24 protein-coding genes are annotated in these 25,351 nt (G+C 67.5%); 21 read left to right on the top strand and 3 right to left on the bottom strand.

Annotation, left to right across the window (positions count from 1 at the left end):
* The first annotated feature begins 51 nt into the window (after positions 1–51).
* A complete protein-coding gene (locus A37E_RS0115775; protein ID WP_029557489.1) occupies positions 52–876 on the top strand; it encodes a DNA-binding transcriptional regulator in 825 nt (274 codons plus the stop codon).
* A gap of 270 nt (positions 877–1,146) precedes the next feature.
* Here the strand turns inward: A37E_RS0115775 and A37E_RS0115770 are convergent, their stop codons facing one another.
* Positions 1,147–1,542, bottom strand: a complete 396-nt coding sequence (locus A37E_RS0115770; protein WP_029557488.1) for a Rid family hydrolase — start codon at positions 1,540–1,542, stop codon at positions 1,147–1,149.
* Between the two features lie 10 nt (positions 1,543–1,552).
* Entirely contained in the window at positions 1,553–2,902 is a 1,350-nt protein-coding gene (locus A37E_RS0115765; RefSeq protein WP_029557487.1) for an FAD-binding oxidoreductase, read from the bottom strand.
* Positions 2,903–3,103: 201 nt separating this feature from the next.
* Here A37E_RS0115765 and glnT point away from each other — a divergent pair, with 201 nt between their 5' ends.
* Genes glnT through A37E_RS0115745 form a run of 4 tightly spaced genes read left to right on the top strand, consistent with a single transcriptional unit; the run spans position 3,104 to position 7,442 of the window.
* On the top strand, positions 3,104–4,489 hold the full coding sequence (gene glnT, locus A37E_RS0115760) for a type III glutamate--ammonia ligase (RefSeq protein WP_081837630.1): 1,386 nt from the start codon (positions 3,104–3,106) through the stop codon (positions 4,487–4,489).
* A gap of 37 nt (positions 4,490–4,526) precedes the next feature.
* The gene (locus A37E_RS0115755) at positions 4,527–5,423 is read left to right on the top strand and encodes a glutamine amidotransferase family protein (protein ID WP_029557485.1); all 897 of its coding nucleotides are present in this window, start codon (positions 4,527–4,529) and stop codon (positions 5,421–5,423) included.
* Between the two features lies 1 nt (position 5,424).
* On the top strand, positions 5,425–6,114 hold the full coding sequence (locus A37E_RS0115750) for a protein glxC (protein WP_029557484.1): 690 nt from the start codon (positions 5,425–5,427) through the stop codon (positions 6,112–6,114).
* The gene (locus A37E_RS0115745) at positions 6,114–7,442 is read left to right on the top strand and encodes an FMN-binding glutamate synthase family protein (protein ID WP_029557483.1); all 1,329 of its coding nucleotides are present in this window, start codon (positions 6,114–6,116) and stop codon (positions 7,440–7,442) included. Before A37E_RS0115750 ends, A37E_RS0115745 begins: the two co-directional genes overlap by 1 nt.
* 53 nt (positions 7,443–7,495) lie before the next feature.
* Here A37E_RS0115745 and A37E_RS0115740 read toward each other — a convergent pair whose 3' ends face one another.
* Positions 7,496–8,239, bottom strand: coding sequence for a cupin domain-containing protein (locus A37E_RS0115740; RefSeq protein WP_245279349.1), 744 nt, complete (start codon positions 8,237–8,239; stop codon positions 7,496–7,498).
* Between the two features lie 211 nt (positions 8,240–8,450).
* Between A37E_RS0115740 and A37E_RS0115735 the strand changes: the two genes are divergently transcribed.
* From A37E_RS0115735 to A37E_RS0115655, 16 genes are all read left to right on the top strand, one after another.
* Positions 8,451–10,199 (top strand): APC family permease, encoded by a 1,749-nt coding sequence (locus A37E_RS0115735; RefSeq protein ID WP_029557481.1) that lies wholly within the window; start codon positions 8,451–8,453, stop codon positions 10,197–10,199.
* Positions 10,200–10,567: 368 nt separating this feature from the next.
* Complete coding sequence (gene crcB / locus A37E_RS0115730) at positions 10,568–11,056, top strand: fluoride efflux transporter CrcB (protein ID WP_245279348.1); 489 nt, start codon at positions 10,568–10,570, stop codon at positions 11,054–11,056.
* A 186-nt stretch (positions 11,057–11,242) separates the two neighbouring features.
* The gene (locus A37E_RS0115725; protein WP_038193202.1) at positions 11,243–12,436 is read left to right on the top strand and encodes a cupin domain-containing protein; all 1,194 of its coding nucleotides are present in this window, start codon (positions 11,243–11,245) and stop codon (positions 12,434–12,436) included.
* A 211-nt stretch (positions 12,437–12,647) separates the two neighbouring features.
* A complete protein-coding gene (locus A37E_RS0115720) occupies positions 12,648–13,298 on the top strand; it encodes a YoaK family protein (protein ID WP_051679085.1) in 651 nt (216 codons plus the stop codon).
* A 156-nt stretch (positions 13,299–13,454) separates the two neighbouring features.
* Entirely contained in the window at positions 13,455–14,681 is a 1,227-nt protein-coding gene (locus A37E_RS0115715; RefSeq protein ID WP_029557477.1) for an ABC transporter substrate-binding protein, read from the top strand.
* A gap of 50 nt (positions 14,682–14,731) precedes the next feature.
* On the top strand, positions 14,732–15,715 hold the full coding sequence (locus tag A37E_RS0115710) for an amidohydrolase family protein (RefSeq protein ID WP_029557476.1): 984 nt from the start codon (positions 14,732–14,734) through the stop codon (positions 15,713–15,715).
* 30 nt (positions 15,716–15,745) lie between these two features.
* Positions 15,746–17,287: an aldehyde dehydrogenase gene (locus A37E_RS0115705; RefSeq protein ID WP_029557475.1), complete on the top strand. Its 1,542-nt coding sequence runs from the start codon at positions 15,746–15,748 to the stop codon at positions 17,285–17,287.
* Between the two features lie 39 nt (positions 17,288–17,326).
* On the top strand, positions 17,327–18,178 hold the full coding sequence (locus A37E_RS0115700; RefSeq protein WP_029557474.1) for a branched-chain amino acid ABC transporter permease: 852 nt from the start codon (positions 17,327–17,329) through the stop codon (positions 18,176–18,178).
* On the top strand, positions 18,175–19,164 hold the full coding sequence (locus A37E_RS0115695; RefSeq protein WP_245279347.1) for a branched-chain amino acid ABC transporter permease: 990 nt from the start codon (positions 18,175–18,177) through the stop codon (positions 19,162–19,164). The genes A37E_RS0115700 and A37E_RS0115695 overlap by 4 nt, the downstream gene beginning before the upstream one ends.
* Positions 19,161–19,898: an ABC transporter ATP-binding protein gene (locus tag A37E_RS0115690; protein ID WP_029557472.1), complete on the top strand. Its 738-nt coding sequence runs from the start codon at positions 19,161–19,163 to the stop codon at positions 19,896–19,898. Before A37E_RS0115695 ends, A37E_RS0115690 begins: the two co-directional genes overlap by 4 nt.
* Positions 19,888–20,610: an ABC transporter ATP-binding protein gene (locus A37E_RS0115685; protein ID WP_029557471.1), complete on the top strand. Its 723-nt coding sequence runs from the start codon at positions 19,888–19,890 to the stop codon at positions 20,608–20,610. Before A37E_RS0115690 ends, A37E_RS0115685 begins: the two co-directional genes overlap by 11 nt.
* A 176-nt stretch (positions 20,611–20,786) precedes the next feature.
* Positions 20,787–21,404: a TetR/AcrR family transcriptional regulator gene (locus A37E_RS0115680; RefSeq protein WP_348550882.1), complete on the top strand. Its 618-nt coding sequence runs from the start codon at positions 20,787–20,789 to the stop codon at positions 21,402–21,404.
* Between the two features lie 239 nt (positions 21,405–21,643).
* Positions 21,644–22,876 (top strand): FAD binding domain-containing protein, encoded by a 1,233-nt coding sequence (locus A37E_RS0115670; RefSeq protein ID WP_029557469.1) that lies wholly within the window; start codon positions 21,644–21,646, stop codon positions 22,874–22,876.
* Positions 22,873–23,229, top strand: a complete 357-nt coding sequence (locus tag A37E_RS0115665) for a DUF485 domain-containing protein (RefSeq protein ID WP_081837628.1) — start codon at positions 22,873–22,875, stop codon at positions 23,227–23,229. The genes A37E_RS0115670 and A37E_RS0115665 overlap by 4 nt, the downstream gene beginning before the upstream one ends.
* Positions 23,226–24,884, top strand: a complete 1,659-nt coding sequence (gene actP / locus A37E_RS0115660; RefSeq protein WP_051679083.1) for a cation/acetate symporter ActP — start codon at positions 23,226–23,228, stop codon at positions 24,882–24,884. The genes A37E_RS0115665 and actP overlap by 4 nt, the downstream gene beginning before the upstream one ends.
* A 27-nt stretch (positions 24,885–24,911) precedes the next feature.
* Entirely contained in the window at positions 24,912–25,328 is a 417-nt protein-coding gene (locus A37E_RS0115655) for a hypothetical protein (RefSeq protein ID WP_051679082.1), read from the top strand.
* Positions 25,329–25,351: the final 23 nt, after the last annotated feature.

Below are 25,351 nucleotides of genomic sequence, written 5' to 3'. Positions count from 1 at the left end.
AGCATGGTGGGAAGACCGGTTCGCCCGGCCGAGGGGGAGCGCCGCCGGACCATGGGACAACGACCGGCTGACGATGGCGCGGGGACGCAGGACCGCACCGACAGCGTGCGCGCGCTGCGCCGCGGGCTCGCCGTGCTGCGCCACATCAATGCGGTGGGCAGCACCAGTGCAGCCGCCATCGCCCGCGCCCTCGACATACCCCGCCCCACCGTCTACCGCCTGCTGCAGACGCTGGAGGAGGAGGGCTATGTGGCCTTCTCGGCCTCCTCGTCGCAGGTGCGTGTCACGCGCCTCTCCGCCAGCCTCGGCGACGGCTATGCATCGCATTCCCGCGTGTGCCAGGCGGCCGGGCCGGTGTTCGGCGAACACGGGCCGCGCCTCGTCTGGCCTCTCGACCTGACGGTGTATGAGAACGCCGCCATGGTGATCCACGAGACCACCCACACGCGCAGCCCGCTTTCCATCGACAGGGGCATGATCGGCTATCGCCTGCCCATGCTGCGCACCTCCGCGGGCCGCGCCTACCTCGCCTTCTGCCGGGACGAGGAGCGGGCGATGATCCTCGACCATCTGCGTCGCATCCCCGACCCGGAGGATCGCCCCTTCCTTGAGGAGGCGTGGCTGAAGCGCATGATCGAGGAGACGCGCCGCCGCGCCATCGGAGTGCGCGATGGGGGCGAGTTCCGGCCGAAGACCTCCAGCATCGCCGCACCCGTTATGGTGGATGATCGGGTGGAGGCGGTGGTCTCGATGATCTGGATTCGCACCGCTCTGTCACTGGACGAGGCGATTTCTGCGCATTCGGACGCATTGCTGGGCATAGCGCGGGCCATCGCGCGAACGATCTCCGCGCAGCCGAACGGGGCAGCTCCATAGATAGCCCCCGGGACGGAAGGAACCCGGTAGCGCGACGCCATCGCGTGGCCTGGTGTTCTCCTCGGATCAGGGAGATCTGCCAGACCCGTGTGCAAGTTCCGCGTGCTGACCTCGGTTGTGAATCGGCGTGGAACAAGGCCCCTGTTTGAGCGGGATATCCGCGTCCGAACGAGGCCCCTCTGAGGAGGGGGTCACAGATCGGCCACCGAATGCGGTCCCCTCCCGGGGAACAACATTTCGAAGTGCCCCCCTTCAGGGGCCGCGCGAACCTTATGCCACCACCTTGGCATAGGTCTCGATTTCCACCTTCTGCCAGGGCCGCAGCATCGAGGAGACCTGCACCAGGGTGCTGGCGGGACGGATGGCGTCGAAGTGCTCCAGATGGCCGCGGGCGACCCCGTCCGCGTCGGCCATGTCGCGCACATAGACCACCGTGCGCACCACGTCCGACATGCTGCCACCCGCCTCGGCAATCGCCTTCTCGACGATGGCGAGGATGGCCCGGGTCTGGGTCTCGGCGTCGCTGTCCTCATGCCCCACGGGGGCGCAGGTGCCGGACACATGGATGTCGTCCCCCACCCGCACCGCGCGGGAATAGCCGAACACGTTTTCATAGGCACCGCCCGATGAAATATTACGGCGGGCGCTGGTCACACTTTGGCTCATCTTTGCTCCACTAGAAGTTATAGGTATCGCGCAGCCGGTACCAGGTCTCGAAGACCGGCACGGCCCGCTTCGCCACGGGATGGACAGGAAAGGCGGGGAAGGCGAGGTCGTCGAAGGCGGTCCGTCCCTCCGGCGCCTCCAGAAGCTGCAGGGCCACCTTGTGGCCGAAATAGGTGGCGCGGGAAACGCCGGTGCCGCAATAACCGAGGGCATAATGCACCCCCGCCCGCGTGCGCCCGAGATGGGGCACCTCGTCATAGGTATAGCCGATGAGGCCGTCCCACCCATGGGTCACGGGCACCTCGGACAGCGCCGGGAAAGTCTGGAGCAGATCGCGTGCGAGATGGGCATAGGCGGCCGGCGCGCGGGCGGAGGCCAGCCGGCCGACCCGTCCCCCCCAGACGATCCGCCGCGCGCCCGGCGCCGCGCGGAAATAGGAAAAGACGCGGTTCGTGTTGCCATAGACGCGGCCCCTCGGCATCAGCGCGTCGAACAGAGCGGACGGAATATCTCCCGTGGCGATGAGCCCTGAGCCCACCGGCACGATGCGCCGCCTCAGCTCCGGCAGCATGCCGTCTGTATAGCCGTTGGTGGCCACGATCACCGCCCGGCAGCGCACCTGTCCGCGCACGGTGGCGAGGCTGAAGCCGCCGGGCTCCGCGCGGATGCCCGTCACCCCCGCCCCGCCGATGACGGACCCGCCGGCGGCGGTGATCCGCGCCATCAGGCCCGCATGATACCGGCCGGGATGCAGGCTCGCGTCGCCCGGCAGAACCGAGCCGCCATGGAACAGGTCCGAGCCGATTTCCTGATGCTGCTCGGCGCGCGGCACCATGTAGCTTTCCACGCCCGCGAACGCGCGAAGGTCCTCCATATCGCGGGCCATGGTCTCGTAATGGGCGGGGCGAATGGCGCCCCGGAAGCGGCCGCAGCGAACGAAGTCGCAGGCGATCGCCTCGCGCTCCACCAGCTCCGCGATGTAATCGAGCATGGCCACGCCCTCACGCAGCATCGCCCGTGCCTTCTCCTCGCCGCGCAGGGCGATGAGATGCCTGACGCGGAACTTCTGGTTGCCGCTGCCGATCTGCCCGCCATTGCGCGTGGACGCGCCAAAACCCGGTACCTCCCGCTCCAGAACCAGCGGCACTCGGCCGTTGCGCGCCAGCGTCAGAGCGGCGGACAGGCCCGTGAAGCCGGAGCCGATGATGACCACATCGGCCACCTCTGGCAGCGGCGCCGCGTCGAGGTTCGGCCGCGGTGCGGCCTCCCACCAATAGGGCGCGAAGGACAGGCTCGCTCCCTCCGGCACATGGCCGCGTGACAGCTCCAGAAGCGTGGGATGCCGCCCCGTCCCGCTCATGCCAATGGCTCCCCTTCCTTGGACCGCACCCGAAGCGCTCCGGCCGATGCTTCATACAAATATGTTGCATCACATGCAAGTTCATTGTAGCCAGATTGGGCGCGGCATCGGCCGGTGCCAGCGCGCCACGGCCCGCAGGCGGGCCGCAAAAGCATAGATCCCGCATAAACTTACGACCTTCCAAGCAGGGAATGACGGCTCATGACCGAGCAATGGAGCTTTATGCCCGATGCCCTCGCCACGCCGGCGGGGCTGGACCTGGAGGCCGCGCGCGCCTTCCTCAAGGCGCACAAGGTGCGCTACGTGCTGGCCCAGTTCGTGGACATCTACGGAACCGCCAAGAGCAAGGCGGTGCCGGTGGATCACCTGGACGAACTGGTGGCCGAGGGCGTCGGCTTTGCCGGGGGCGGCGTCAACGGCCTGCGCCTCGCTCCGCACGAGGCCGAGTACATCGTGCGCGGCGACCTCGACACGCTGAAGCTCCTGCCCTGGGCGCCCGGCTATGCGCGCATGATGGGCACTGGCATCGTGGGCGGGCGCGAGCATCCCATCGACACCCGCAACATGCTGAAAGCGCAGGTGGCGCGGCTCGCGGAGCGGGGCTGGACCCTCAATACCGGCATCGAGCCGGAATTTTCGCTGCTGGAGCGCACCGCCGACGGTTCCGTGCGGCCGTTCGACGGCACGGATACCTTGCGCAAGCCCGCCTATGACTATCGCGGCCTGTCCCGCGTGCGGGTGTTCCTGGAGCGGGTGACGGAAAGTCTCAAGGCGCTGGGCATCGACGTCTACCAGATCGACCATGAGGACGCGAACGGCCAGTACGAGATCAATTTCCGCTACGCCGACGCGCTGACCTCGGCCGACACCGTGACCCTTTTCAAGATGGCGGCGGCGGAAGTGGCGCACGAACTGGGCGCGATCTGTTCCTTCATGCCCAAGCCGAAAAGCTCGTTCACCGGCAATGGCATGCACATCCATTGCTCGCTGGCGGACGCCTCCGGCCGGAACGTGTTCCACGATGCCGGCGATGCCAACGGGCTGGGGCTGTCCCCCCTCGCCTACGCCTTCACCGCCGGCATTCTGCACCATGCCAAGGCGCTGACCGCGCTGCTGGCCCCCTCGGTGAATTCCTACAAGCGCCTGGTGGTGGGGCGCACCGCCTCCGGCACGACCTGGGCACCGGTCTTCATCGCCTATGGCGACAACAACCGCACCGCCATGGTGCGCGTGCCCTATGGGCGGATCGAGATCCGGGTGGGGGATTCCGGCATGAACCCCTATCTGGCCCAGGCCGCCCTCATTGCCGCCGGGCTCGACGGGGTGGACCGCGCGCTCGATCCCGGCGCGCCGCACAACGTGAATTTCTACGCCCTCACCCCGGCTGAGGTGCGCGCCCGCGGCATCGAGACCTTGCCGCGCACCCTGTGCGAGGCCGTGGAGGAGCTGGAGGCGAGCGACCTCTTCCGCACGGCACTCGGCGCCGACTTCATCGACGAGTTCGTGACGCTGAAGCGCGAGGAATGGGGCGAATACCACCGCCACGTCTCCGACTGGGAGACCCAGCAATACCTCACCTTCTTCTGATCTTTCTTTCGATCTCTCCAGCAACAGGAACCCTTCCATGTGTGGAATAGCTGGTCTGTTCATCAAGGACCCGACGCTCGAACCTGACCTTGGGCGCCTCCTGGCGCGCATGACCTCCACCCTGCGCGGGCGCGGGCCGGATTCGGCGGGCTTCGCCATCTATGCCGACGCCACGCCCGGCCTCGTGAAGCTCACCTTCGCCGCCCCCGAGGGCACGGACGCGGAGGCCCTCGCCACCCGTCTCCTGGCGGCGCTGGGCGTGGGCGGCATCGCCGCCGTGCGCCATACCCACGCCGTAGTGACGCTGCCCGCCGAGGACGTCGTCCGCGCGGAGGCCTGGCTTTCGGAGGATGCGCCGGAGGCCAGCGTCATGAGCACCGGCAACCGCCTGGAAATCTACAAGGACGTGGGTGATCCCGACGATGTGGCGGCCGCCTTCGCCATCTCCCGGATGGCTGGCAGCCATGGCATTTCCCACACCCGCATGGCCACCGAATCGGCGGTGACCACCGATGGCGCCCATCCCTTCTCCACCGGCGCGGACCAGTGCCTGGTCCACAACGGCTCGCTCTCCAACCACGCCTCGCTGCGCCGGGCGCTGCGCCAGGACGGCATCCGCATCCGCACCGAAAACGACAGCGAGGTGGCCGCCGGCTATCTCACTCGCAAGATGCGTGATGGGGAGAGCCTGGACGAGGCGCTGACCTCCAGCCTGAAGGATCTGGACGGTTTCTTCACCTTCGTGGTGGGCACGGAGAACGGCTTCTCGGTGCTGCGCGATCCCATTGCCTGCAAGCCGGCGGTGATGGCCGAGACCGACCGCTACGTCGCCTTCGCCTCCGAGTTCAAGAGCCTCACGGTCCTGCCGGACATCGCGAGCGCCAAGGTGTGGGAGCCCAAGCCCGCGACCGTCTATTTCTGGGAGCATTCCTGACATGCCCGTCGTCGATCTCGCGAAATCCTCCCTCCGGGAGCTGAACGCGGCCCTGCAACAGCTCGGCCCCACCACAAACGAAACCGATTGGACGGTGCTGAACCCCTCCGGCGAGCACGCCATCGCAGCGGGGGTGGATGCCCCCGTCACCGTCACCATTGCCGGCCCTGTGGGCTATTTCTGCGGCGGCATGAACAAGCAGGCCACCCTGGTGGTGGAAGGCAGCGCCGGCCAGGGCGTCGGCGAGAACATGATGAGCGGTCTCATCCATGTGAAGGGCGATGCCAGCCAGTCGGCGGGCGCCACCGGTCGCGGCGGCCTGCTCATCGTGGAGGGCAACGCCTCCGCCCGCTGCGGCATCTCCATGAAGGGCATCGACATCGTGGTGAAGGGCGGCATCGGCCACCTCTCCGCCTTCATGGGCCAGAGCGGGCGCCTCGTGGTGTTCGGCGAGGCCGGCGAAGCGCTGGGCGACAGCCTCTATGAGGCCCGCCTTTATGTGCGCGGGCCTGTGGCAGGGCTCGGAGCGGACTGCATCGAAAAGGAGATGCGCGACGAGCACCGGCAGGAATTGTTCGATCTCATCAAGGCCGCCGGCGAAGCCGGGAAGGTGGATGTGGGCGAGTTCCGCCGCTACGGCTCGGCCCGCAAGCTCTACAACTTCAACATCGACAATGTGGATGCCTACTGATGAGCGAGCGAGACTGGCTTCCGACCACGCCGCGCAAGTCCGCGACTTTCGACGACTATGCGCTCTCTGAGATCCGCCGCGCGGCGGCCACCGGCATCTATGACATTCGCGGCGGCGGCAGCAAACGCCGCCTGCCCAATTTCGACGATCTCCTGCTGCTCGGCGCATCCATGACGCGCTATCCGCTGGAGGGCTATCGGGAGAAATGCGGCACCGAGGTCACGCTCGGCACGCGCTTCGCCAAGAAGCCCCTGAAGCTTGCCATCCCGATCACCATAGCCGGCATGAGCTTCGGCTCGCTATCGGCGCAGGCGAAGGAAGCGCTGGGGCGCGGGGCGAGCCTGGCGGACACGTCCACCACGACGGGCGATGGCGGCATGACGCCGGAGGAGCGGGGCCAGTCCAGGCACCTGGTCTACCAGTACCTGCCGTCCCGCTATGGCATGAACCCCGACGACCTGCGGCGGGCGGACGCGATCGAGATCGTGATCGGCCAGGGCGCCAAGCCCGGCGGCGGCGGGATGCTGCTGGGCCAGAAGATCTCCGACCGGGTGGCGCAGATGCGCAACCTGCCCAAGGGCATCGACCAGCGCTCCGCCTGCCGCCATCCCGACTGGACCGGGGCCGACGATCTGGAGATCAAGATCCACGAGTTGCGGGAGATCACCAATTGGGAGAAGCCCATCTACCTGAAGGTGGGCGCCTCGCGGCCCTATTACGATACGGCACTGGCGGTGAAGTCCGGTGCTGACGTGGTGGTGCTGGACGGCATGCAGGGCGGCACCGCGGCCACCCAGGAAGTGTTCATCGAGCATGTGGGCATCCCCCTGCTCTCGGCCATCCGCCCCGCCGTTCAGGCGCTCCAGGACCTGGGGATGCATCGCAAGGTGCAGCTCATTGTCTCCGGCGGCATTCGCAATGGCGCGGACGTGGCAAAAGCCCTGGCGCTCGGGGCGGACGCGGTGGCCATCGGCACGGCGGCGTTGACGGCGCTGGGCGACAATGATCCCCAGTGGGAAGCCGAATACGAGCGGCTCGGCACCACCGCGGGGGCCTATGACGATTGGCACGAGGGCAAGGATCCCGCCGGCATCACCACCCAGACACCGGAACTGGCGGCGCGCCTCGATCCGGTGAAGGCGGGGCGCCGCCTTGCCAACTACCTGAAGGTGATGACGCTGGAGGCGCAGACGCTGGCGCGCGCCTGCGGCAAGAACCACCTGCACAATCTGGAGCCGGAGGACCTCGTCGCCCTCACCATCGAGGCCGCCGCCATGGCCCGCGTGCCGCTCGCCGGCACCGAGTGGATCCCCGGGCAGCGGTTCTGAACACCCCGGATCGCGCGGCACCCGCCGGGCCGCCGCGCGATCCGCCTTGAGGATCATTCATTGTAGATGATGATGGACAGGAACTTCGCCCGCTCATCCAGCAGCCGCTCGGGGCCATGAACCACATTGCCGGAGAAGGTGAAGGCGTCGCCCGGCTCCAGGATATAGGTCCGCTCGCCGAAGCGGTACTCCATCCGCCCCTGCAACATGTAGATGAATTCCGTTCCGGGATGGGAGAAGCGCGGCCAGGACAGGCTCTTCTTGTCCATCTCAATGAAGAAGGGTTCAAAGATCTTGCGCGGCCCCCGGTCATAGGAGAGCAGCCTGTAGGTGTGGCCGTGCTTGGTGCCCACCCGGACCACTTCCATCTGGTCCGCTCGCTTGATGAGCTGGGCCATGCCGTTCTGCTGGTCGGTCTCCTGAAACAGCTCGGCCATGCCGATGCCCAGCGCCTCGCACACCCGTTCCAGGGAATCGAGGCTGGCGGCGGCCGCGCCGTTCTCGATGCGGCTGAGCATGGCGCTGGAGATGCCGGCGCCCGCGCTCACTTCCGCCAGCGTCAGATTGGCGGATGCGCGGCGGTTGCGCAGCACGTTGCCGATGCGCTTTTCCAGCGGCACGCGGGCGGCGGACTGTTCGGAAGGGCCGAGGGCAGCCTCGGCGGATCTGGCGCGGCCGGGGGATTTCGCCTTCGTCGCGGACTTCGTCGCCTCACCGGCCGTTGGCAAGGCTGGGACCTTTTCCGTCGATCCGGCCTGCGCGGATGCGCGCGCCGGCGCCTTCGCCTTCATGGCCATCACCAAACTCCCAAGGCCGTTACGTCAAGGGGAAAGCATAGCCGTGTGACGGTCCATTTGTAAGACCTTCCGCTAAGGAAAGAACTTGCGAATGCTGAATTTGCCTGTTGTCAGGCTGCAAAAATTATGCATCAAATGCATGAAATATAATTGCATATAATGCAATCACAGACGGCTCCAACGTAGCCGAACCTTCCAACGGGGATTAGTCATGACACTTGTGTCCAATGCCGAGCGGAGCGGCCACGCCTCCGTCGAGGATGCGACTGGCCTGCATCGGGCCATCGACTGGAAAGGGGCGTTCTGGATCGCCAGCGGCGTTCCGGCCCTTGTGCTTATCTCCATTGGCGGCATGGGCGCCACGGCGGGCAAGCTCGCCTTCCTGGTCTGGGCGCTCTCCGTGCTGATGGGCTTTGTCCAGGCCTATAGCTATGCGGAGATTGCCGGCCTGTTCGCCAACAAGTCGGGCGGCGCGGCCGTCTACGGGGCGGCGGCGTGGCTGCGCTATTCCAAGCTCACGGCCCCCCTGTCGGTGTGGTGCAACTGGTATGCCTGGTCGCCGGTGCTCTCGCTGGGCTGCGCGGTGGCGGCCGGCTATATCCTGAACGCGGTCGCGCCCCTTCCCGTCTTCACGTCCGAATCGCCCGAGGTGATCGCCTGGCTGAAGATGGCGGCGCATGCGGCGGCCATTGACGGCAAGAGCGCAGAGGAGGCCGCCAAGGTGGCCATCGCCGCCCTCACCGAGGCCGGCACCCCGGCGCTGCGCGCGTTCAAGCTGGTCAGCTTCTCCTTCTTCGGCCTCGCCAATATCGAGATCGGCGCCACCTTCTTCATCGGCGCGGCACTCATGCTGGTGGCCTTCGCCATCCAGCATCGCGGCATTCTGGGCACCGCGCGGGTGCAGATGTGGATCGGCCTCCTGGTGGTGGTGCCCATGCTGATCGTGGGCGTGGTGCCCTTCCTCAACGGCTCGGTCCACGCCGCGAACTTTTCGCCTTTGCTGCCGCCCGCCGGCAGCTGGAGCAACGGCGGCTGGACGCAATTCTTCGGCGCCCTCTTCATCGCCGGCTGGTCCACCTACGCCTTCGAAACCGCGGTCTGCTACACGCGGGAGTTCAAGAACCCCGGCAGCGACACCAAGAAATCCATCATCTCCGCCGGCCTGCTGTGCGTGGTGCTCTACGCGTTGGTGGCCGCCACGTTCCAGGGCTATCTCGGGCTCGACGGCATGACCGCCCCCGACATCGTGGACGGCACCGGCGTTGCCGCCGCCATGGGCAACATGGTCGGCTCCGGCTCGCCCATCATCACCCACCTGCTGGAGATGATGATGATCCTGGCGCTGATCCTCGCCATCATGATGGCCATGGCCGGCTCCTCCCGCACCCTCTACCAGGGCGGCGTCGACGGCTGGCTGCCCAAGTTCCTCGCCCACACCAACGCGCATGGCGCCCCGACCCGCGCCATGTGGACCGACCTCGTCTTCAACCTGGGCCTGCTCACCTTCGCGGCGTCGGATGCGACCGCGTATTACCTCATCCTGTCCATATCCAACGTGGGCTACATGCTGTTCATCTTCCTGAACCTGCAGGCCACCTGGATTCATCGCATCGACAGCCCGGACATTCCTCGCCCTTACCGGGCGCCCAACTGGCTGGTGGCCTTCAATGCGCTGCTCGGCTTTTTCAACCTGCTGCTCATGGGGGCGGGCGCCAAGGTGTGGGGCAATCCCAACGCGCTCTGGTACGGGCTCGCCTTCGCCCTGGTGATCATTCCGGTCTTCCTCTACCGGCACTATGTGCAGGACAAGGGGCGCTTCCCCGACCACATGCTGGTAGATCTCGACCTGAAGGGACAGGACCTCGGCGCCCGGCGGGCGGGCCTCCTGCCCTATCTCACCTTGGCGGCCGGCGCGGCGGTGGTGCTGTTCGGGCACTTCTACTTCCAGCTTCCCGGCTGAAGGCCCAAAGGCCCACAGGCTCCCGCGCCTACCGCGCGGAAGCCTTCCGACCTCGTAGCACGCAAGAGACCCGTGGGAGCAGAGACCTGTGGGAGCCAAGGGCGCCAAGCCGCGCATCTCATCCCCGGTCGAATGTTGGATAAGACGGCATTCGTATGCAGGTTGGAACCGCTTACGAAGCTGACGGGCGGGTCCGAACACCGCCCAGGATTTGACGGCCATCTCCCACGCCCAGTCCCCGATCCTCGCTCACGTGCTCAGCGTCGCCAGCCAGGCCCTCTCCCACGAGACCTCATAGTCCGCCCCAGGACGCATACACTTGGGTTGTCCCACCAGTCGATGGTTCAGGCGCCGGACACGGATGTAGAATGTCCGCCGTCGCCCGCCCGTGGAATGCTTTCCACATCGATCGCGCCGGAAGCGCGCAGATCGGCTTCCCGGCGAGGTGGACCATGCTTCTTTATACTTACGTTGCACTTGGCGGTGCGGTCGGATCCATCCTGCGCTTCGGATTGAACCGCTGGTTCACCCTCCTGTTCGGCAGCGCCCTGCCGTCGGGGACCATTCTCATCAACATCGCTGGCTCATTCACCATCGGCGCGCTCGCGGCGACCTTCCAGGGCGCCGGGTCGTCCGCGCCGATCGAAGTCCGCCAGTTCCTGCTGGCCGGCCTATGCGGCGGATTCACCACGTTCTCGTCCTTCAGCCTCCAGACGCTCGACCTGCTCCAGGCCGGCGAGCCCGGGCGCGCGGCGCTCAACGTGGGCCTGTCAGTAACGCTCGGCCTGACCGCGGTGGCACTGGGCTTCATGCTTCCGGGCGCCGTCGCCACGGTCTCGCGAAGCGTCGGTGCGTGAAGATCCCGGTGGCGGGCTCCCATACCAGCATATCACCTCGCCATACCAAGTCCGCACCGCAACTTCCCCACGTCTTATGGCGAACTCAGCGCATCAGACGACAGTCTACAGCGATATTCGAAGGCACACTTCGAGGTGCGAAGCAACGCCGCGCGTTTTTCTCAGGCAAACCATAAAGGAGCAGTCATGACCACGTCCGACAACCTGCCCACTGGGTTCTATAGTGCCCTCGCCCAGGAAACCGCCACTGCCGAGCGCAATGTCTCGGCGAGCAATCCCGGGCCGAAGAACCGCGCCCTGATGGCGATCAACCCCAATTCGGATACGCCCCCGCCCACCGATCATGGCGTGGTCGAGCCCTTCTGGTACTCCTTCGATCTCACCCATCGCCGCATCCAGGACGGCGGCTGGACCCATCAGGTCACTTCCCGCGAGCTTCCGGTCTCCAAGGACATCGCAGGCGTCAACATGCGGCTGACCCGTGGCAGCTTCCGCGAGCTTCACTGGCACCTCGCGGACGAGTGGGCGATCATGCTCTCCGGCCGGGCGCGCGTGACGGTGTTCACGCCGGACGGCGCCATGTTCGTGGACGACGTGGGCGAAGGCGACCTCTGGCTCTTCCCTGCCGGCGCGCCGCATTCGATCCAGGCGCTGGGCGAGGACGGCTGCGAATTCCTGCTCGTCTTCAACCAGGGTGATTTCTCCGAAGAAAGCACCCTGCTTCTGTCCGACTGGCTCAAGCATACCCCGCCGGAGATACTGGAGAAGAACTTCGGCCTTGATGCTGACGCGATCGCCCGCCTGCCCAAGGGCGAGCCCCTCTATATCTTCTCCGCCGAGGAACCGACCAACACGCTCGCGCAGGACATTGCCGAAGTGGCGCGCCACGCGGAGACGCCGAAGGTGTCCTACACCTTCAAGGCGAGCACCATGACGCCCACGCGGGAGAGCGCTTCGGGCACCGTGAAGGTGATCGATTCCCGCAACTTCCCGGCCTCGCAGAAGATCGCATCCGCCATCGTCACCGTGAAGCCGGGCTGCATGCGCGAGCTGCACTGGCACCCCAACGGCAGCGAATGGCAATACTGGATCAAGGGGCGCGGCCGCATGACCGTATTCCCCGGCCAGGAGGCCGCCCGCACGATGGATTTCAGCTCCAACGACGTGGGCTTTGTCCAGAACATGGCCGGCCATTACATCGAGAATACGGGTGACGAGGATCTCGTGTTCCTGGAACTGTTCGTGGCCCCCGAGTTCCGCGACATCACGCTGAACCGATGGCTGCGCGCCCTGCCGGAGCAGGTGGTGATGGACCACACCCACCTCACGGCCGAGGACATCCGCAAGATTCCCACCGGCCACCACCCCCTCCTTCCGTGACCCGAAAGGATGACCGGCGGTCTTCGGACCGCCGGCCGCCCCGTGCCTTGGGACCGCCGTGCACAGACGGCCGGCAGTAACGGCTCGATCCCGCCAGATCTTCGGCCACCCGTCCGAATAAATCCGCGAGGACGCAATGACGTTTCCTGCTCATCCGCCATCCCCGTCAGTCAGGCCGTTTCCGGCGACTCCTGCGCTGCCGACGTCCGCAATGGCCGCTGCCGTGCCGCTCGATCTCGCCCATCCGGCGGCTTTCGGGGCGGCCCTCACGGCTATCGCCGGATTTCTCGACGTTGTCGCCTATGTGACATTCAGCCATCTCTACGTTTCCTTCATGAGCGGGAACAGCATTCACCTTGGAATGTCTCTCGCGACATTGCGCGTTTCTGATATCGCGGCCATCAGCGGGGTCGTCGCGGCATTCGTCTTTGGCGCGGCGGCCGGGACACTGCTTCAGGATCACGCAGGCCCGCGCCTCCTGCCGCTCGCACTGGGCATCGAAGCCGGCCTTCTCCTCATCGCCGCCGCAGCGTCCAGCGTCACGCATTCCACGCTCTGCCTTCTGCCGGTCGCGATGGCCATGGGCCTGCAGAACGTGCTGCACCAGATGTCGGGCAAGACTTCAGTCGGCAAGGGCTTCGTCAGCGGCGCGCTGGTGCGCCTCGGCCAATCCATCGCCCGGCTGCGTTCGCGAGAGCCGGATCCGTCCGGCACGGCGACCCTTTTTGTGGGCTGGATGGCCTTCGTCGCCGGCGCGGCCGGCGGGGCGCTCCTGATCGCGCCGCTCGGCCTCGTCGCTTGCCTCCTGCTCGCGGCGGGCGTTCTGGTGGCGCTGCTGATCGCCGATTTCCTCTGTTATTGAAGTCGCTTGCACGCTCCACCGCGCTGCCGGCGGAAGACGCTCCACGCCGCGCCACGGCGCCGCCGCGTCACATCTCGCCGTGAACCGCCTTGACGCAGATCACCTCCCATGCGAATAGTGATCGAACGATAAATAAAAATCGTCCGGGAGGATTACATGATCTCAAGGAGAGGATTCCTGGGAGCGACGGCGGCTGCCGTCTCCTATGGCGCGCTGCCCGCGATGGCCCAGCAACAGCCCATTCGCATCGGCATGCTCACGATCAAATCCGGCGCCCTGGCCGCCGGCGGCCGGCAGATGGAGGACGGCTTCCGCCTGTTCCTGCGGGAGCGTGGAGACCGCGTCGCCGGGCGGCCGGTGGAATTCATCGTGGCCGACACGGGCGGCCAGCCGGCGCTTGCCAAGACGCGGGCGCAGGAGCTGGTGCAGCGGTCGGGCGTGCAGGTGGTGGTGGGGCCGGTCGCGGCCTTCGAGGCTCTGGCGATCAACGATTACTTGCAGGAGGCGGAGATTCCGTTCCTGTGCTGCTCGGCTGCTGCGGAAGATCTCACCCAGCGCCGCCTGAACCCCTGGTTCGTGCGCACCTCCTCCACCTCCGCCCAGCCGTGCCATCCGCTTGGCGACTATGTGGCGCGGGAGCTGAAGTACAAGAAGATCGTCGCCATCGCCGATGATTTCGCCTTCGGCCAGGAGCAGACCTCAGGTTTCCAGAGGACGTTCGAGGCGGCCGGCGGCTCCCTCGTGAAGAAATTGTGGGCGCCGCTGAATGTGGCGGACTACGGCTCCTACATCTCGCAGATCGGCGAGCCCGATGCCGTTTTCGCCGCCTTCGCCGGGGCGAACGGCCTGCGCTTCCTGCGGCAGTATTCGGAATATGGCCTGAAGGGAAAAATCCCGCTCATCGGCTCCATGACCACGGTGGATGAGGGTGTGCTGCACAGCATGGGTGATGAGGCCATCGGCATCATCTCCGCCGGCTGGTATTCCGCCGCTCTGCCCGGCGAGGCCAACGCGCGCTTCGTCGACGCGCTGCGCAAGCAGACGGGCGTCGATCCCGGCTTCTATTCAGAAGGCGCCTATTCGGCCGGCCTCGCGCTGGAGGCCGCGCTGAAGGCGGTGGACGGCAAGATCGAGGACAAGCAGGCATTCATGAATGCCCTGCGCAAGGTGGACATCAAGGACGACCCGCGCGGGCCGTGGCGGCTCGACAGCTACGGCAACCCCATCGAGAACATCTACATCCGCAAGACGGAACGTCGCGACGGACGGCTGATGAATACGGTGATCAAGACCTACGAGAACGTCTCGCAGTTCTGGACCTACAAGCCGGAAGCCTTCCTCGCCGCGCCGGTCTACTCGCGCAGCGAGCCCACCCGGCTCTGAGCGCGCGCCGCCCCGCGCCCCCCTGCCCACACCCTTGCGAGCACGGTTCCATGATCGTCGACGCCCATAACCACGTCATGCCGGAGGCCATCATCCGGCACCTCGAAAGCCGCGAGGATCTGTTCGGCGTCCGGGTCGACCGGACGGAGGGCGCAACGCGCCTCGCCCACCGCGAAGGCTTCGCCTATCCCCTGTTCGAGGAGTTTCTCACCCCCGCCGCGAAGATCGAGGCGCTGGACCGTCGCGGCCTTGATGCCGCAATCATCTCGCCCTCGCCCACCCTGTTCTTCTACCGCGTTCCGCCGCAGGCAGAGGCGGAGTTTGTGCGGCGCCTCAACGACGAGATCGCGACCTTCGCCGCCGCCGCCCCGCAGCGACTGCGGCCCATGGGCACCGTGCCCATGCAGTCGCCAGACGCCGCAGTCGCCGAGATCGAGCGCATCGTGTCCGATCTCGGAATGCGCGCGGTGATGATCGGCTGCCACATCGACGGCGCCGCGCTCTCCGAGCTGAAGTTCAGGCCCGTGCTGCGGCGCGCGGCGGAGCTCGGCGTGCTCATCCTTACCCATCCCTATTACTTCGGAGCCAAGGCGGGTTTCGAGAAATACTACCTCACGAACCTTGCCGGAAATCCGCTCGACACCGCCATCATGGCGGCGGACCTGATTTTCGGCGGAGTGATGGAGGAGCTTCCCGACCTGAAGGTCGCGCTCTCCCACGGCGGCGGCTTCCTGCCCTACCAGATCGGCCGCCTCGTCCACGGCTGGAAGGTGCGGCGCGAGGCGCAGACCATCGCGACCTCGCCCAAGGAGCTGTTCCGGCGCTTTTATTTCGACACCATCACCCATGATGCCGGGGCGCTCGCCTATCTCATCGATCTCGTCGGGCCGGAGCATGTGCTGCTCGGCACCGATATTCCCTTCGACATGGCGGACGAGACCGCGCTGGACACGCTTGATGCCGTGCCCGGCCTCTCCGCCGATGCGCGCGCCCGCATCACCGGCCTCAACGCCTGGGCACTGACCGGCGGCTGACCGCCGCATCCCGACCCAACGGAGACACTCATGGCACTCACCCTGGAACCGGCTTCGGCCGGAACGCCCCGTCACGACCTCGTCAAGGGCCTGTTCATCGACGGCCGCAGCGTCGATCCCGGCCCGCGGGCCCTCATGAACATCACCGCCCCGCGCGACGGCACCACCATCGCGCAGGTCATCGAGGCGAGCGCGGAGGATGTGGACCGCGCCGTCGCCAGCGCCGATGCCGCGTTCCGCTCGAAGGAGTGGCGCGGCATGTCGGTGCGCACCCGCGCGCGCCTCGTCAACAAGCTCGCCGATGTGATGGAGGCCCATCTCGACGAATTGTTCGAGCTGGAGACGCTGAACAACGGCCGGCCGGTGCGGGAGACCCGCGCACAGCTCGCCCGCGTGCCGGACCTGTTCCGCTACAATGCCGGCCTCGCCATGGCGCGGCGCGACGACGTGATCCCGGTGGAGGGCGATTATCTCACCTATGCCCGCCGCCTGCCGGTGGGGGTGGTGGCCAATGTCACGCCCTTCAACCATCCTCTGCTGATTGCCTGCCGGAATCTTGCGCCCACCTTCGCCTCGGGCTGCACCACGGTGGTGAAGCCCTCCGAATACACGCCGCTCACCACGCTGCGCCTCGCCGAGATCTTCTCGGAAGCTGGCCTGCCGCCGGGCGTGTTCAACGTGCTGACCGGCCCCGGCGCCGTCACCGGGCGGGCGCTGTCGGAGCATCCCGGCATCCGCAAGCTGGTGCTCACGGGCGGCACGGAAGCCGGACGCCGGGCGGGTGCGGCCGCCGCCGGCAATTTCGCGCGCCAGACGCTGGAGCTGGGCGGCAAGACGCCGGTGGTGGTGTTTGACGATTTCGACCTCGACCAGGCGGTGAACTATGCCGCCTTCGGCGCCTTCGTCGGCGCCGGCCAGACCTGCGTCTGCGCCGCCCGGCACATCGTGCAGCGCTCCATCTACGACGCGTTCGTCGAGAAGCTCGCCGCCAAGGCGAAGGCTATCGCCGTCGGCGACCCCTTCGATGCCACGACCCAGATGGGGCCGGTGATCTCCGAGCGGCAGCGGGCGCGGGTGCTGGACTTTGCCCGCATCGGTCTCGAGGAAGGCGCGCGGCTGGTGGCGGGCGGGCGCGTGCCGCCGGCGCTCGAAGGCAGCCACGGCTTCTATGTGGAGCCCACCGTTTTCGCCGACGTGGACCCGCGCATGCGCATCTTCCAGGAAGAGGTGTTCGGCCCGTTCACGGTGGTGACACCGTTCGACACCGAGGACGATGCCGTGCGCATCGCCAACGACAGCCCCTACGGCCTCGCCGCCGCCGTCCGCACCCGCGACATCGCCCGCGCCCATCGCGTGGCCGACCGCATCGAGGCCGGCATCGTCTGGATCAACGACCACCACCGCGTGGACGCCGCCTCGCCCTGGGGCGGCTTCAAGCTCTCGGGCATCGGCCGCGAGTTCGGGAAGGAGGCGTTCGACGCCTATTTCGACGTGAAGGCGGTGATGGTCAACGTGGGCGACCAGCCATTCGACTGGTTCGACATGAGCGCCCCCACCCAACGGCTGAACTGAAACCGCCCGCCCCCGCGGCGGCCCCTGGAGATGGCCTCCATGTTCTGGATCAACGGTTTCCTGAACAGCTTCGCGTTCGGCGCGATCCTGTTCCTGCTGGCGGTCGGGTTTTCCCTGATCTTCGGCCTCATGCGGGTCGCGAACCTCGCCCACGGCGCCCTGTTCATGCTGGGAGGCTATATCGCCACCTCCGCGGTGGGGCTGGGCTTCGCGGGGGCGGTGCTGGTGGCCGGGGCGGCATGCGCCGTGTTCGGCGGCATCCTCGAGCGCACGCTCATCCGCCGGCTGGCAGGGCGCGAGCTGGCGCAGGTGCTGGGCACGCTCGGCCTCGCCTTCATCATCGCCGACCAGTGTCTCCTCGTGTGGTCGGGCGACCCCATCGCCCAGCCAGCGCCGGAGGCGCTGCGCGGCGCGGTCGGGTTCGGCGGCATCGTCTTCCCCGCCTACCGGCTGGCTCTGGTGGCGTTGGCGCTGGTGGCATTCGTCGGCATCTGGGCACTGGTGGAGCGCACCACGCTGGGCGCCCGCATCCGCGCGGCGGTGGATGACCGGGAGATGGCGCGGGCCATGGGCATTCCCGTCTCGCGCCTGTTCACCACCGTCTTCTGCCTCGGCGCCGGGCTCGCCGGCATCGGCGGGGCGTTCGCGGCGCCCATCATGTCGGTCTATCCGGGCCTTGATTCCGAAATGCTGCCGCTGGCGCTCCTCGTGGTCATCCTTGGCGGCAGCGGCTCGCTCACCGGTGCGCTGGCGGGCAGCCTCGTCATCGGCCTCGTCTACACTTTCGGGCAGATGCTTCTGCCCGATCTCGCCTACGTCATTCTGTTCCTGCCCATGGTGGTGGTGCTCGCCGTGCGGCCCCAGGGCTTCTTCGGGAGGCAAGCGGCATGAAAAGCCCCGGCATGAAGACCCTCGGCATCCTCCTCCTCTGCGCGGCGGCGGTTCCCCTTGTGCTGCCCGGTCCCTTCTATCTCTCCATCGCCACGCAGGTTCTCGTCTACGGCCTGTTCGCGGTGAGCGTAAACCTCATCGCCGGCTATTGCGGCATGGTCTCGCTGGGCCACGCGGCCTTCCTCGGCATCGCCGGCTATGCCTTCGCGCTGCTGACGACCAGCACCGGCTGGCCGCTCTGGGCGGCGATCCCGGCGGCGGTGGCGCTGTCGGTGGCGGCGGGCGCGCTGTTCGGGCTCGTGGCGCTGCGCACCTCGGGCCTGAGCTTTCTCATGATCACGCTCGCGCTGGGCCAGATCGTGTGGGGCATCGCCTTCCGCTATGTGGATCTCACCAATGGCGAGAACGGCATCTCCATGCCCCGCTTCCAGGGGCTGCTGGCCAGCGGCACGGGGCTTTACTACCTGTGCCTCGCGGTGACGGCGGGCTGCCTCGCGCTCGTCACCATCCTCGCCGGCTCGCCGCTCGGCGCCTCCATGCAGGGCGTGCGCGACCAACCCCGGCGGATGAGCACGCTGGGCTACGATGTGTGGCGCATCCGCTATGCGGCCTATGTGCTCTCCGCCGGCATCGCGGGCGTCGCCGGCGTGCTCTACATGCTGCTGTTCCGCTTCATCAGCCCGCACACGCTCTCGCTGACGGTCTCGTCGGAAGCGGTGCTGATGGTGATCGCCGGCGGGCTCGGCACCACCTTCGGCCCCATCGTGGGCGCGGCGCTGGTGGTGCTGCTGAAGAATGTCGCCAGCGCCTATACGGATCGCTGGCCGACGCTGCTCGGCCTCATCTTCCTCTTCATCATCGTGGTGGTGCCCGAAGGCCTCCTGCCCGGCGTGCGGCGGCTGATGCGGACCTTCGGCAGCCGCCTGGCCACGCGGCGTGGTCCGACGCCCATTCCCGCCACGCCCATCAAGGAGGCCCGCCCGTGACAGCACTCCGGATCGACGATCTGCACAAGAGCTTCGGCGGCCTCCATGTCATCCAGGGCGTGAACTTCACCGTCGAGCCGGGCGAGCGGCGCCTTCTGCTCGGCCCGAACGGCGCGGGGAAGACCACGCTGTTCAACCTGATCGCCGGCGATCTCAGGCCCACGGCCGGACAGATCCGCCTCGCCGACCAGGATGTGTCGGACCTGCCCACCTTCCGGCGCGCGGCGCGCGGCATCGGCCGCACGTTCCAGATCCTCACCCTGTTCGCCCGCGAGAGCGTGATCGGCAACGTCATCATGGCCCTGCTGGGTGGACGCCCGCAGCGCTGGAAGCCCTATGGCGCGGTGGCGAAGGACCCCGTCTTAAGGCGCGAGGCGCTGGAGGTGCTGGCGCGGGTGCGGCTCGACACGCTGGCCGACCGGCCGGTGTCGGAAACCTCCTATGGCGAGAAGCGCCGGCTGGAGATCGCCATGGCACTGGCGCAGGCCCCGCGCATCCTCCTGCTGGACGAGCCGCTCGCCGGCCTGTCGAAGGAGGAGCGCGGGACGGTGAGCGCCCTTCTCGCCGAGCTGCCGCGCGACCTCACCATCCTGATGATCGAGCACGACATGGATGTCGCGCTCGCCTTCGCCGAGAAGATCGCCCTCCTGCACTATGGCCGCCTGATCGTGGACGGCACGCGCGAGGAGGTGATCGCCGATCCGAGGACCAGGGAGGCCTATCTTGCCCAGTGACGCCGCGCTCTCGCTCTCGGCCCTCAACGCCTATTACGGCGATAGCCACATCCTGCACGACGTCTCGCTGGAGGTGGCGCCGGGGCGCATCCTTGCCCTGCTTGGACGCAACGGCGCGGGCAAGACCACCTGCATGAACGCCCTCGCCGGCCTGCTCACCTCCCGCACCGGGCGGATCGCGCTCAACGGGCGGGACATCTCCGGCTTCTCCCCGGAGGCCATCTGTCGGGCGGGCCTCGCGCTGGTGCCGCAGGGGCGGCGCATCTTCCGCAGCCTGAGCGTGGAGGAGAACCTCGCCGTCGCCCGCTGCCCCCGGCCGCCGGACGGGCGGGTGGCGTGGACGGACGAGGACATCTACGGCCTCTTCCCCCGCCTGAAGGAGCGGCGCCGGCATCCGGCCGGGCTCATGTCCGGCGGCGAGCAGCAGATGCTGGCCATCGGCCGCGCGCTGGTGACCGCGCCGCGCGTGCTGCTGATGGACGAGCCGACAGAGGGCCTCGCGCCGCAGATCGTCGCCGAGGTGGGCGGCATCGTCGGCCGGCTGCGCGCCGCCGGGCTGTCGGTGATCCTGGTGGAGCAGCACATGGCCTTCGCGCTGAAGCTCGCCGACGAGGTGGTGGTCATCAGCACCGGGCGGGTGGTGGACAAGGCCCCGGCTTCGGCCTTCCAGGCCGATCCGGCCCGGCTGGAGGAGCATCTGGGGGTTCACTGAGGGGCGCGAAGAATCGGCCCCTGACCTTCCGGCATCTCGTCGCAGGGTGATGAATCGCACGCGAGCCGTGCTAGGATTGATCGTCCGATAAAGACCGGGTGCCCCCATTGCCGTCCTCAAAAGCCCCCTCCCCCCAGCGTCGTCGCCTTTCCCCTGCGGACCGGGAGCGGGATATCGTGGCGGGGGCCGTGGCCTTCTTCGCCGAATTCGGTTTCGACGGGGCGACACGGGATCTGGCGCAGCGGCTCGGCATCACCCAGCCGCTGCTCTACCGCTATTTTCCCGGCAAGGATGCACTACTCGATCGGGTCTACCAGGAGGTTTACCAGAGCCGCTGGCAGAGCGAATGGGAAACCGCCATCGCCGACCGCTCCATCCCCATCGAGGAGCGCCTGAAGCGCTTCTACCGGGCGTATGCCGCCGTCATCCAGACCTATGAATGGGTGCGGTTGTTCATGTTCGCCGGGCTCAAGGGCCTCGACTTCAACAGCCGCTATCTCGCCTTCCTGCGCGCCCGGTTGTTCGAGCGCATGGTCATCGAGATCCGCGCCTCCAGCGGCCTCGACGAGACCGCCCCCGTGAGCGAGGAAGAGATCGAGCTCATCTGGTCGCTGCACGCGGGAATCTTCTACATCGGCGTGCGCAAGTTCATCTACGGCATGCCCATTCCCGCCGACCCCGAAGCCGACATCGACGTGAAGGTCAACGCCTTCCTGAACGGCGCCCCAGCGGCCTTCGCCTCGGTCATCGGCCCGGCCAAGCCTGCGCGCAAGAAAGCGGCGGTGCGGAAATAATCAATTGATAAATTAATTTGACGGCGGTCAAATTCCGCGTCACTATCTATCATCCGATAAATAATCGGACGGCGTCGCCCAGCCCGGCACAGACCGGCCAACGGCGATCCGACGCGACCACACGCAGGCTCGCGCGGGCCGGCCCTCGCACAGGCGAGCGGCCTGCCGCCTTTCAGGAGCCGAGGGAGGACACCATGCCAACGAACACCCCCGCCGCAGGTCCGGCGGAGCGCCCCACCATGCGCGCCGCGAAGCCCAAGCGCGCCGTCATCATCGGCGGCTCCATCTGCGGCCTCTTCGCCGCGCTCCTGCTGCGCAAGGCCGGCTGGGATGTGGCCGTCTTCGAGCGCATCGGCAGCGAGCTCGCCGGACGCGGCGCCGGCATCGTCACCCATCCCGAGCTGTTCGACGTGATCGGCAAGACCGGCCTCGACGTCACGGAGGCGCGGGTGGGTGTGGGTGTCAGCGGGCGGCGCGTGTTCGGGCCGGACGGACGCATCACCGGCCAGCTCGACCTGCCGCAGGTACTCACCTCCTGGGGCCACCTCTACCGCCTGCTGCGCTCCGCTCTGCCGGACGACAGCTATCACCACGGCCGTAACCTCGTCAGCGTCGAGGACGGGGCCGAGCGCGTGCGCGCGCACTTCGCCGACGGTACCGTGGAGGAGGCGGACCTGCTGGTGGGCACGGACGGCCTGTTCTCCACCGTGCGCGCCGCTTTCCTGCCGGAGGCCAAGCCCACTTATGCGGGCTATGTGGCCTGGCGCGGACTGGTGGATGAGAGCACGCTCTCGCCGGAAACCCGCGCCGCGCTGTGCGGCCACTTCTCCTTCAGCCTGCCCCCCGGCGAGCAGATGCTCGGCTATCCGGTGGCGGGCGCGGATGAGCAGCTGGACGAAGGCCACCGCCGCTACAATTTCGTCTGGTACCGGCCCGCCGCCAGCGACGGCCAGCTGGCCGAGTTGCTGACCGACGTGGATGGCACCCGGCATCCCCTCTCCATTCCCCCGCACCTCATCCGGCCCGAGGTGGTCGCGGGAATGCGCGCCGATGCTCACCGGCTGCTCGCGCCGCAGTTCGCCGAGGTGGTGGAGCGCACGCAGCAGCCTTTCCTGCAGGCGATCCAGGATCTGGAAAGCCCGCGCCTGCGACTGTCGCCCCATGTGGTGATCCTGGGCGATGCCGCTTTCGTCGCACGCCCCCACGTGGGCATGGGCGTGACCAAGGCGGCCGCGGATGCCGCCGCTCTCGCCGCTGCCCTCGCCGACAGTACGGACGTGGAAGCGGCGCTGGCCGCCTTCGAGGCCAAGCGCCTCGCCTTCGGCCGCGCCGTGGTGCAGCGGGCACGGCATCTCGGGGCCTATATGCAAGCGCAGATTCTCGACGAGGAGCAGCGCGCCCGCGCCGAGCGGCACCGGCACCCCGACGCCGTGATGAGCGAAACCGCCGTCGCCACGGGGCTTGCCGCATGAAGCCCGACGGCGCCTTCCCCCCTCGCCCGCACGCGCGGCCCCGCGATGCGGCCGCCCGCATCGAGGCCATCCGGCAGAACTCCAACTTCCGCCGCCTCGCCTCTATCCGCGCCCGGCTTGGCCTCTCCATGGCCGCGCTGATGGCAACGCTTTATTTCGCCTACATCCTCACCGTGGCGCTGAAGCCCAGCGCTCTCGGCACGCCGGTGCTGCCGGATGCGGTCTCCACCTGGGGCATCGTCGCAGGCGTCGGCCTGCTCGGCCTCGGCTTCGTGCTGACCGCGATCTACGTCGCCGTCGCCAACCGCACCTTCGACCGCCTCACCCGGAATCTCAGGGAGGAGGTGCAATGAGACTGTCTACGCTCAACCGTGCGGCCCTCGCCGCCATCTTGACTGGCTGCGCCGCCAGCCCGGCCTGGGCCGCCGGCGCCATCGAAGGCGGTACCCGCCAGCCCATCAATTCCGTGGCGATCAGCCTCTTCCTGCTGTTCGTGGCGGTCAGCTTGGGCGTCACCTGGTGGGCGGCCCGCAAGGGCACCGGCGGCGCGCAGGATTATTACGCCGCCGGCGGCGGCCTCAGCGGCTTCAAGAACGGCCTCGCCATCGCCGGCGACTACACCTCCGCCGCGACCTTCCTCGGGGTGACGGCGCTGGTCTACACCTCCGGCTATGACGGGATGATCTACGCCATCGGGTTCCTCGTGGGCTTCCCGATGATCCTGTTCCTCATCGCCGAGCCGCTGCGCAATCTCGGGCGCTACACCTTCGCGGACGTGGCGGCCTATCGGCTCTCGGAAGTGCCGGTGCGGGTGGTGGCGGCCACCAACACGCTGGTGATTGTGCTGCTCTACCTCATCGCCCAGATGGTGGGGGCGGGCAAGCTCATCGAGCTGCTGTTCGGCCTGCCCTATTGGGTGGCGGTGGGCCTCGTGGGCCTGCTGATGATGGCCTATGTCACCTTCGGCGGCATGCTCGCCACCACCTGGGTGCAGATCATCAAGGCCGTGCTGCTGCTTACCGGCTCGGTGGTGATGTCCCTGCTCATCCTCGGCCATTTCGGCTTCAGCCTGGAGGCACTGTTCGCCCGCGCCGCGGCGCTGCACCCCAAGGGCGCGGCCATCATGGCGCCGGGCGGGTTGGTGAAGGATCCCATCTCGGCCATTTCGCTGGGCGTGGCCCTCGTGTTCGGCACCGCCGGGCTACCGCACATCCTGATGCGCTTCTTCACCGTGGCGGATGCCCGGCAGGCGCGCACCTCCGTGCTGGTGGCGACCGGCTTCATCAGCGTCTTCTACACGCTGCTGTTCGTGCTCGGCTTTGGCGCCATCGCCTTCGTGATGTCGGATCCGAGCTTCAAGGACGCGACCGGCGCTGTGGTGGGCGGCACCAACATGGTGGCCCTGCACCTCGCCAACGCGCTCGGTGGCTCGGTGCTGCTCGGCTTCATCTCGGCCGTGGCCTTCGCCACCATCCTTGCGGTGGTGTCAGGCCTCACCATCGCCGGGGCGTCGGCGGCCAGCCACGATCTTTATGCCCGCGTCATCCGGCGCGGCAAGGCCTCGGAACAGGAGGAGGTGCGGGTCTCCAAGGCGGCTGCGGTGGTCATCAGCCTGCTCGCCATGGCCCTCGGGCTCCTGTTCGAGAACCAGAACATCGCCTTCATGGTGGGCCTCGTCTTCGCCATCGCGGCGAGCGCGAACTTCCCCGTCATCGTGCTGTCGGTGTCCTGGCCCGGCCTCACCACGCGCGGCGCCGTCACCGGCTCGGTGACCGGCCTCGTGGTCGCCCTCGTGCTTGTGGCGCTGAGCCCCAGCGTGTGGACGACCACGCTGAAGCTCGGCCCCGCACCCTTCCCCTATGACAATCCCGCGCTGTTTTCCGTGCCGCTCGCCTTCCTGGTCTCGATCGTCGTCTCGCTGGCGGATCGCAGCACGGCGGCCCAGCGCGTGCGCGCGGCCTTCACCGCCCAGCACGTGCGGGCGCAGACCGGCTTCGCGGTGGACTGAAACGCCAGACAGACAGGGAGACACCTAATGAACATCAACACCAACGCCACCTACGCTAATATCGAGGCGCCTATTGCATGGCCCGAGGCCCTGCGGGCGGATCTGCATGCCAGCCGCGGCAACGGCCGCGTCGGCAGCCGCCTCGTCTCGCAGAGCGACCGCGTGCGGGTGTGGCATCTCGCGCTGAAGCCCGGCGAGCGCATCGGCTTCCACACCCATGTGCTCGACTATTTCTGGACGGCCGTGACCGGCGGGCGCGCCAGATCCCATTATGCGGACGGGCGGGTGGCCGAAGTGACGTATGAGGCCGGCGACACCAAGCACCACCATTTCGGCCCGGGCGAGTTCATGATGCATGACCTCACCAATATCGGGGACACCGAACTGGTGTTCACCACCGTCGAGTTCCTGGACAGCGACAACCCGCCGCTCAAGGTCGACTGAATCGCGGGCTGGTCGCTGACCGC

It is taken from the genome of Xanthobacter sp. 91 (assembly GCF_000702385.1).
In the GTDB taxonomy this organism is placed as follows: Bacteria; Pseudomonadota; Alphaproteobacteria; order Rhizobiales; family Xanthobacteraceae; genus Xanthobacter; species Xanthobacter aminoxidans.
Note: the sequence above shows the minus strand (reverse complement) of the source record. Positions and strands in the feature narration are given on the sequence as shown.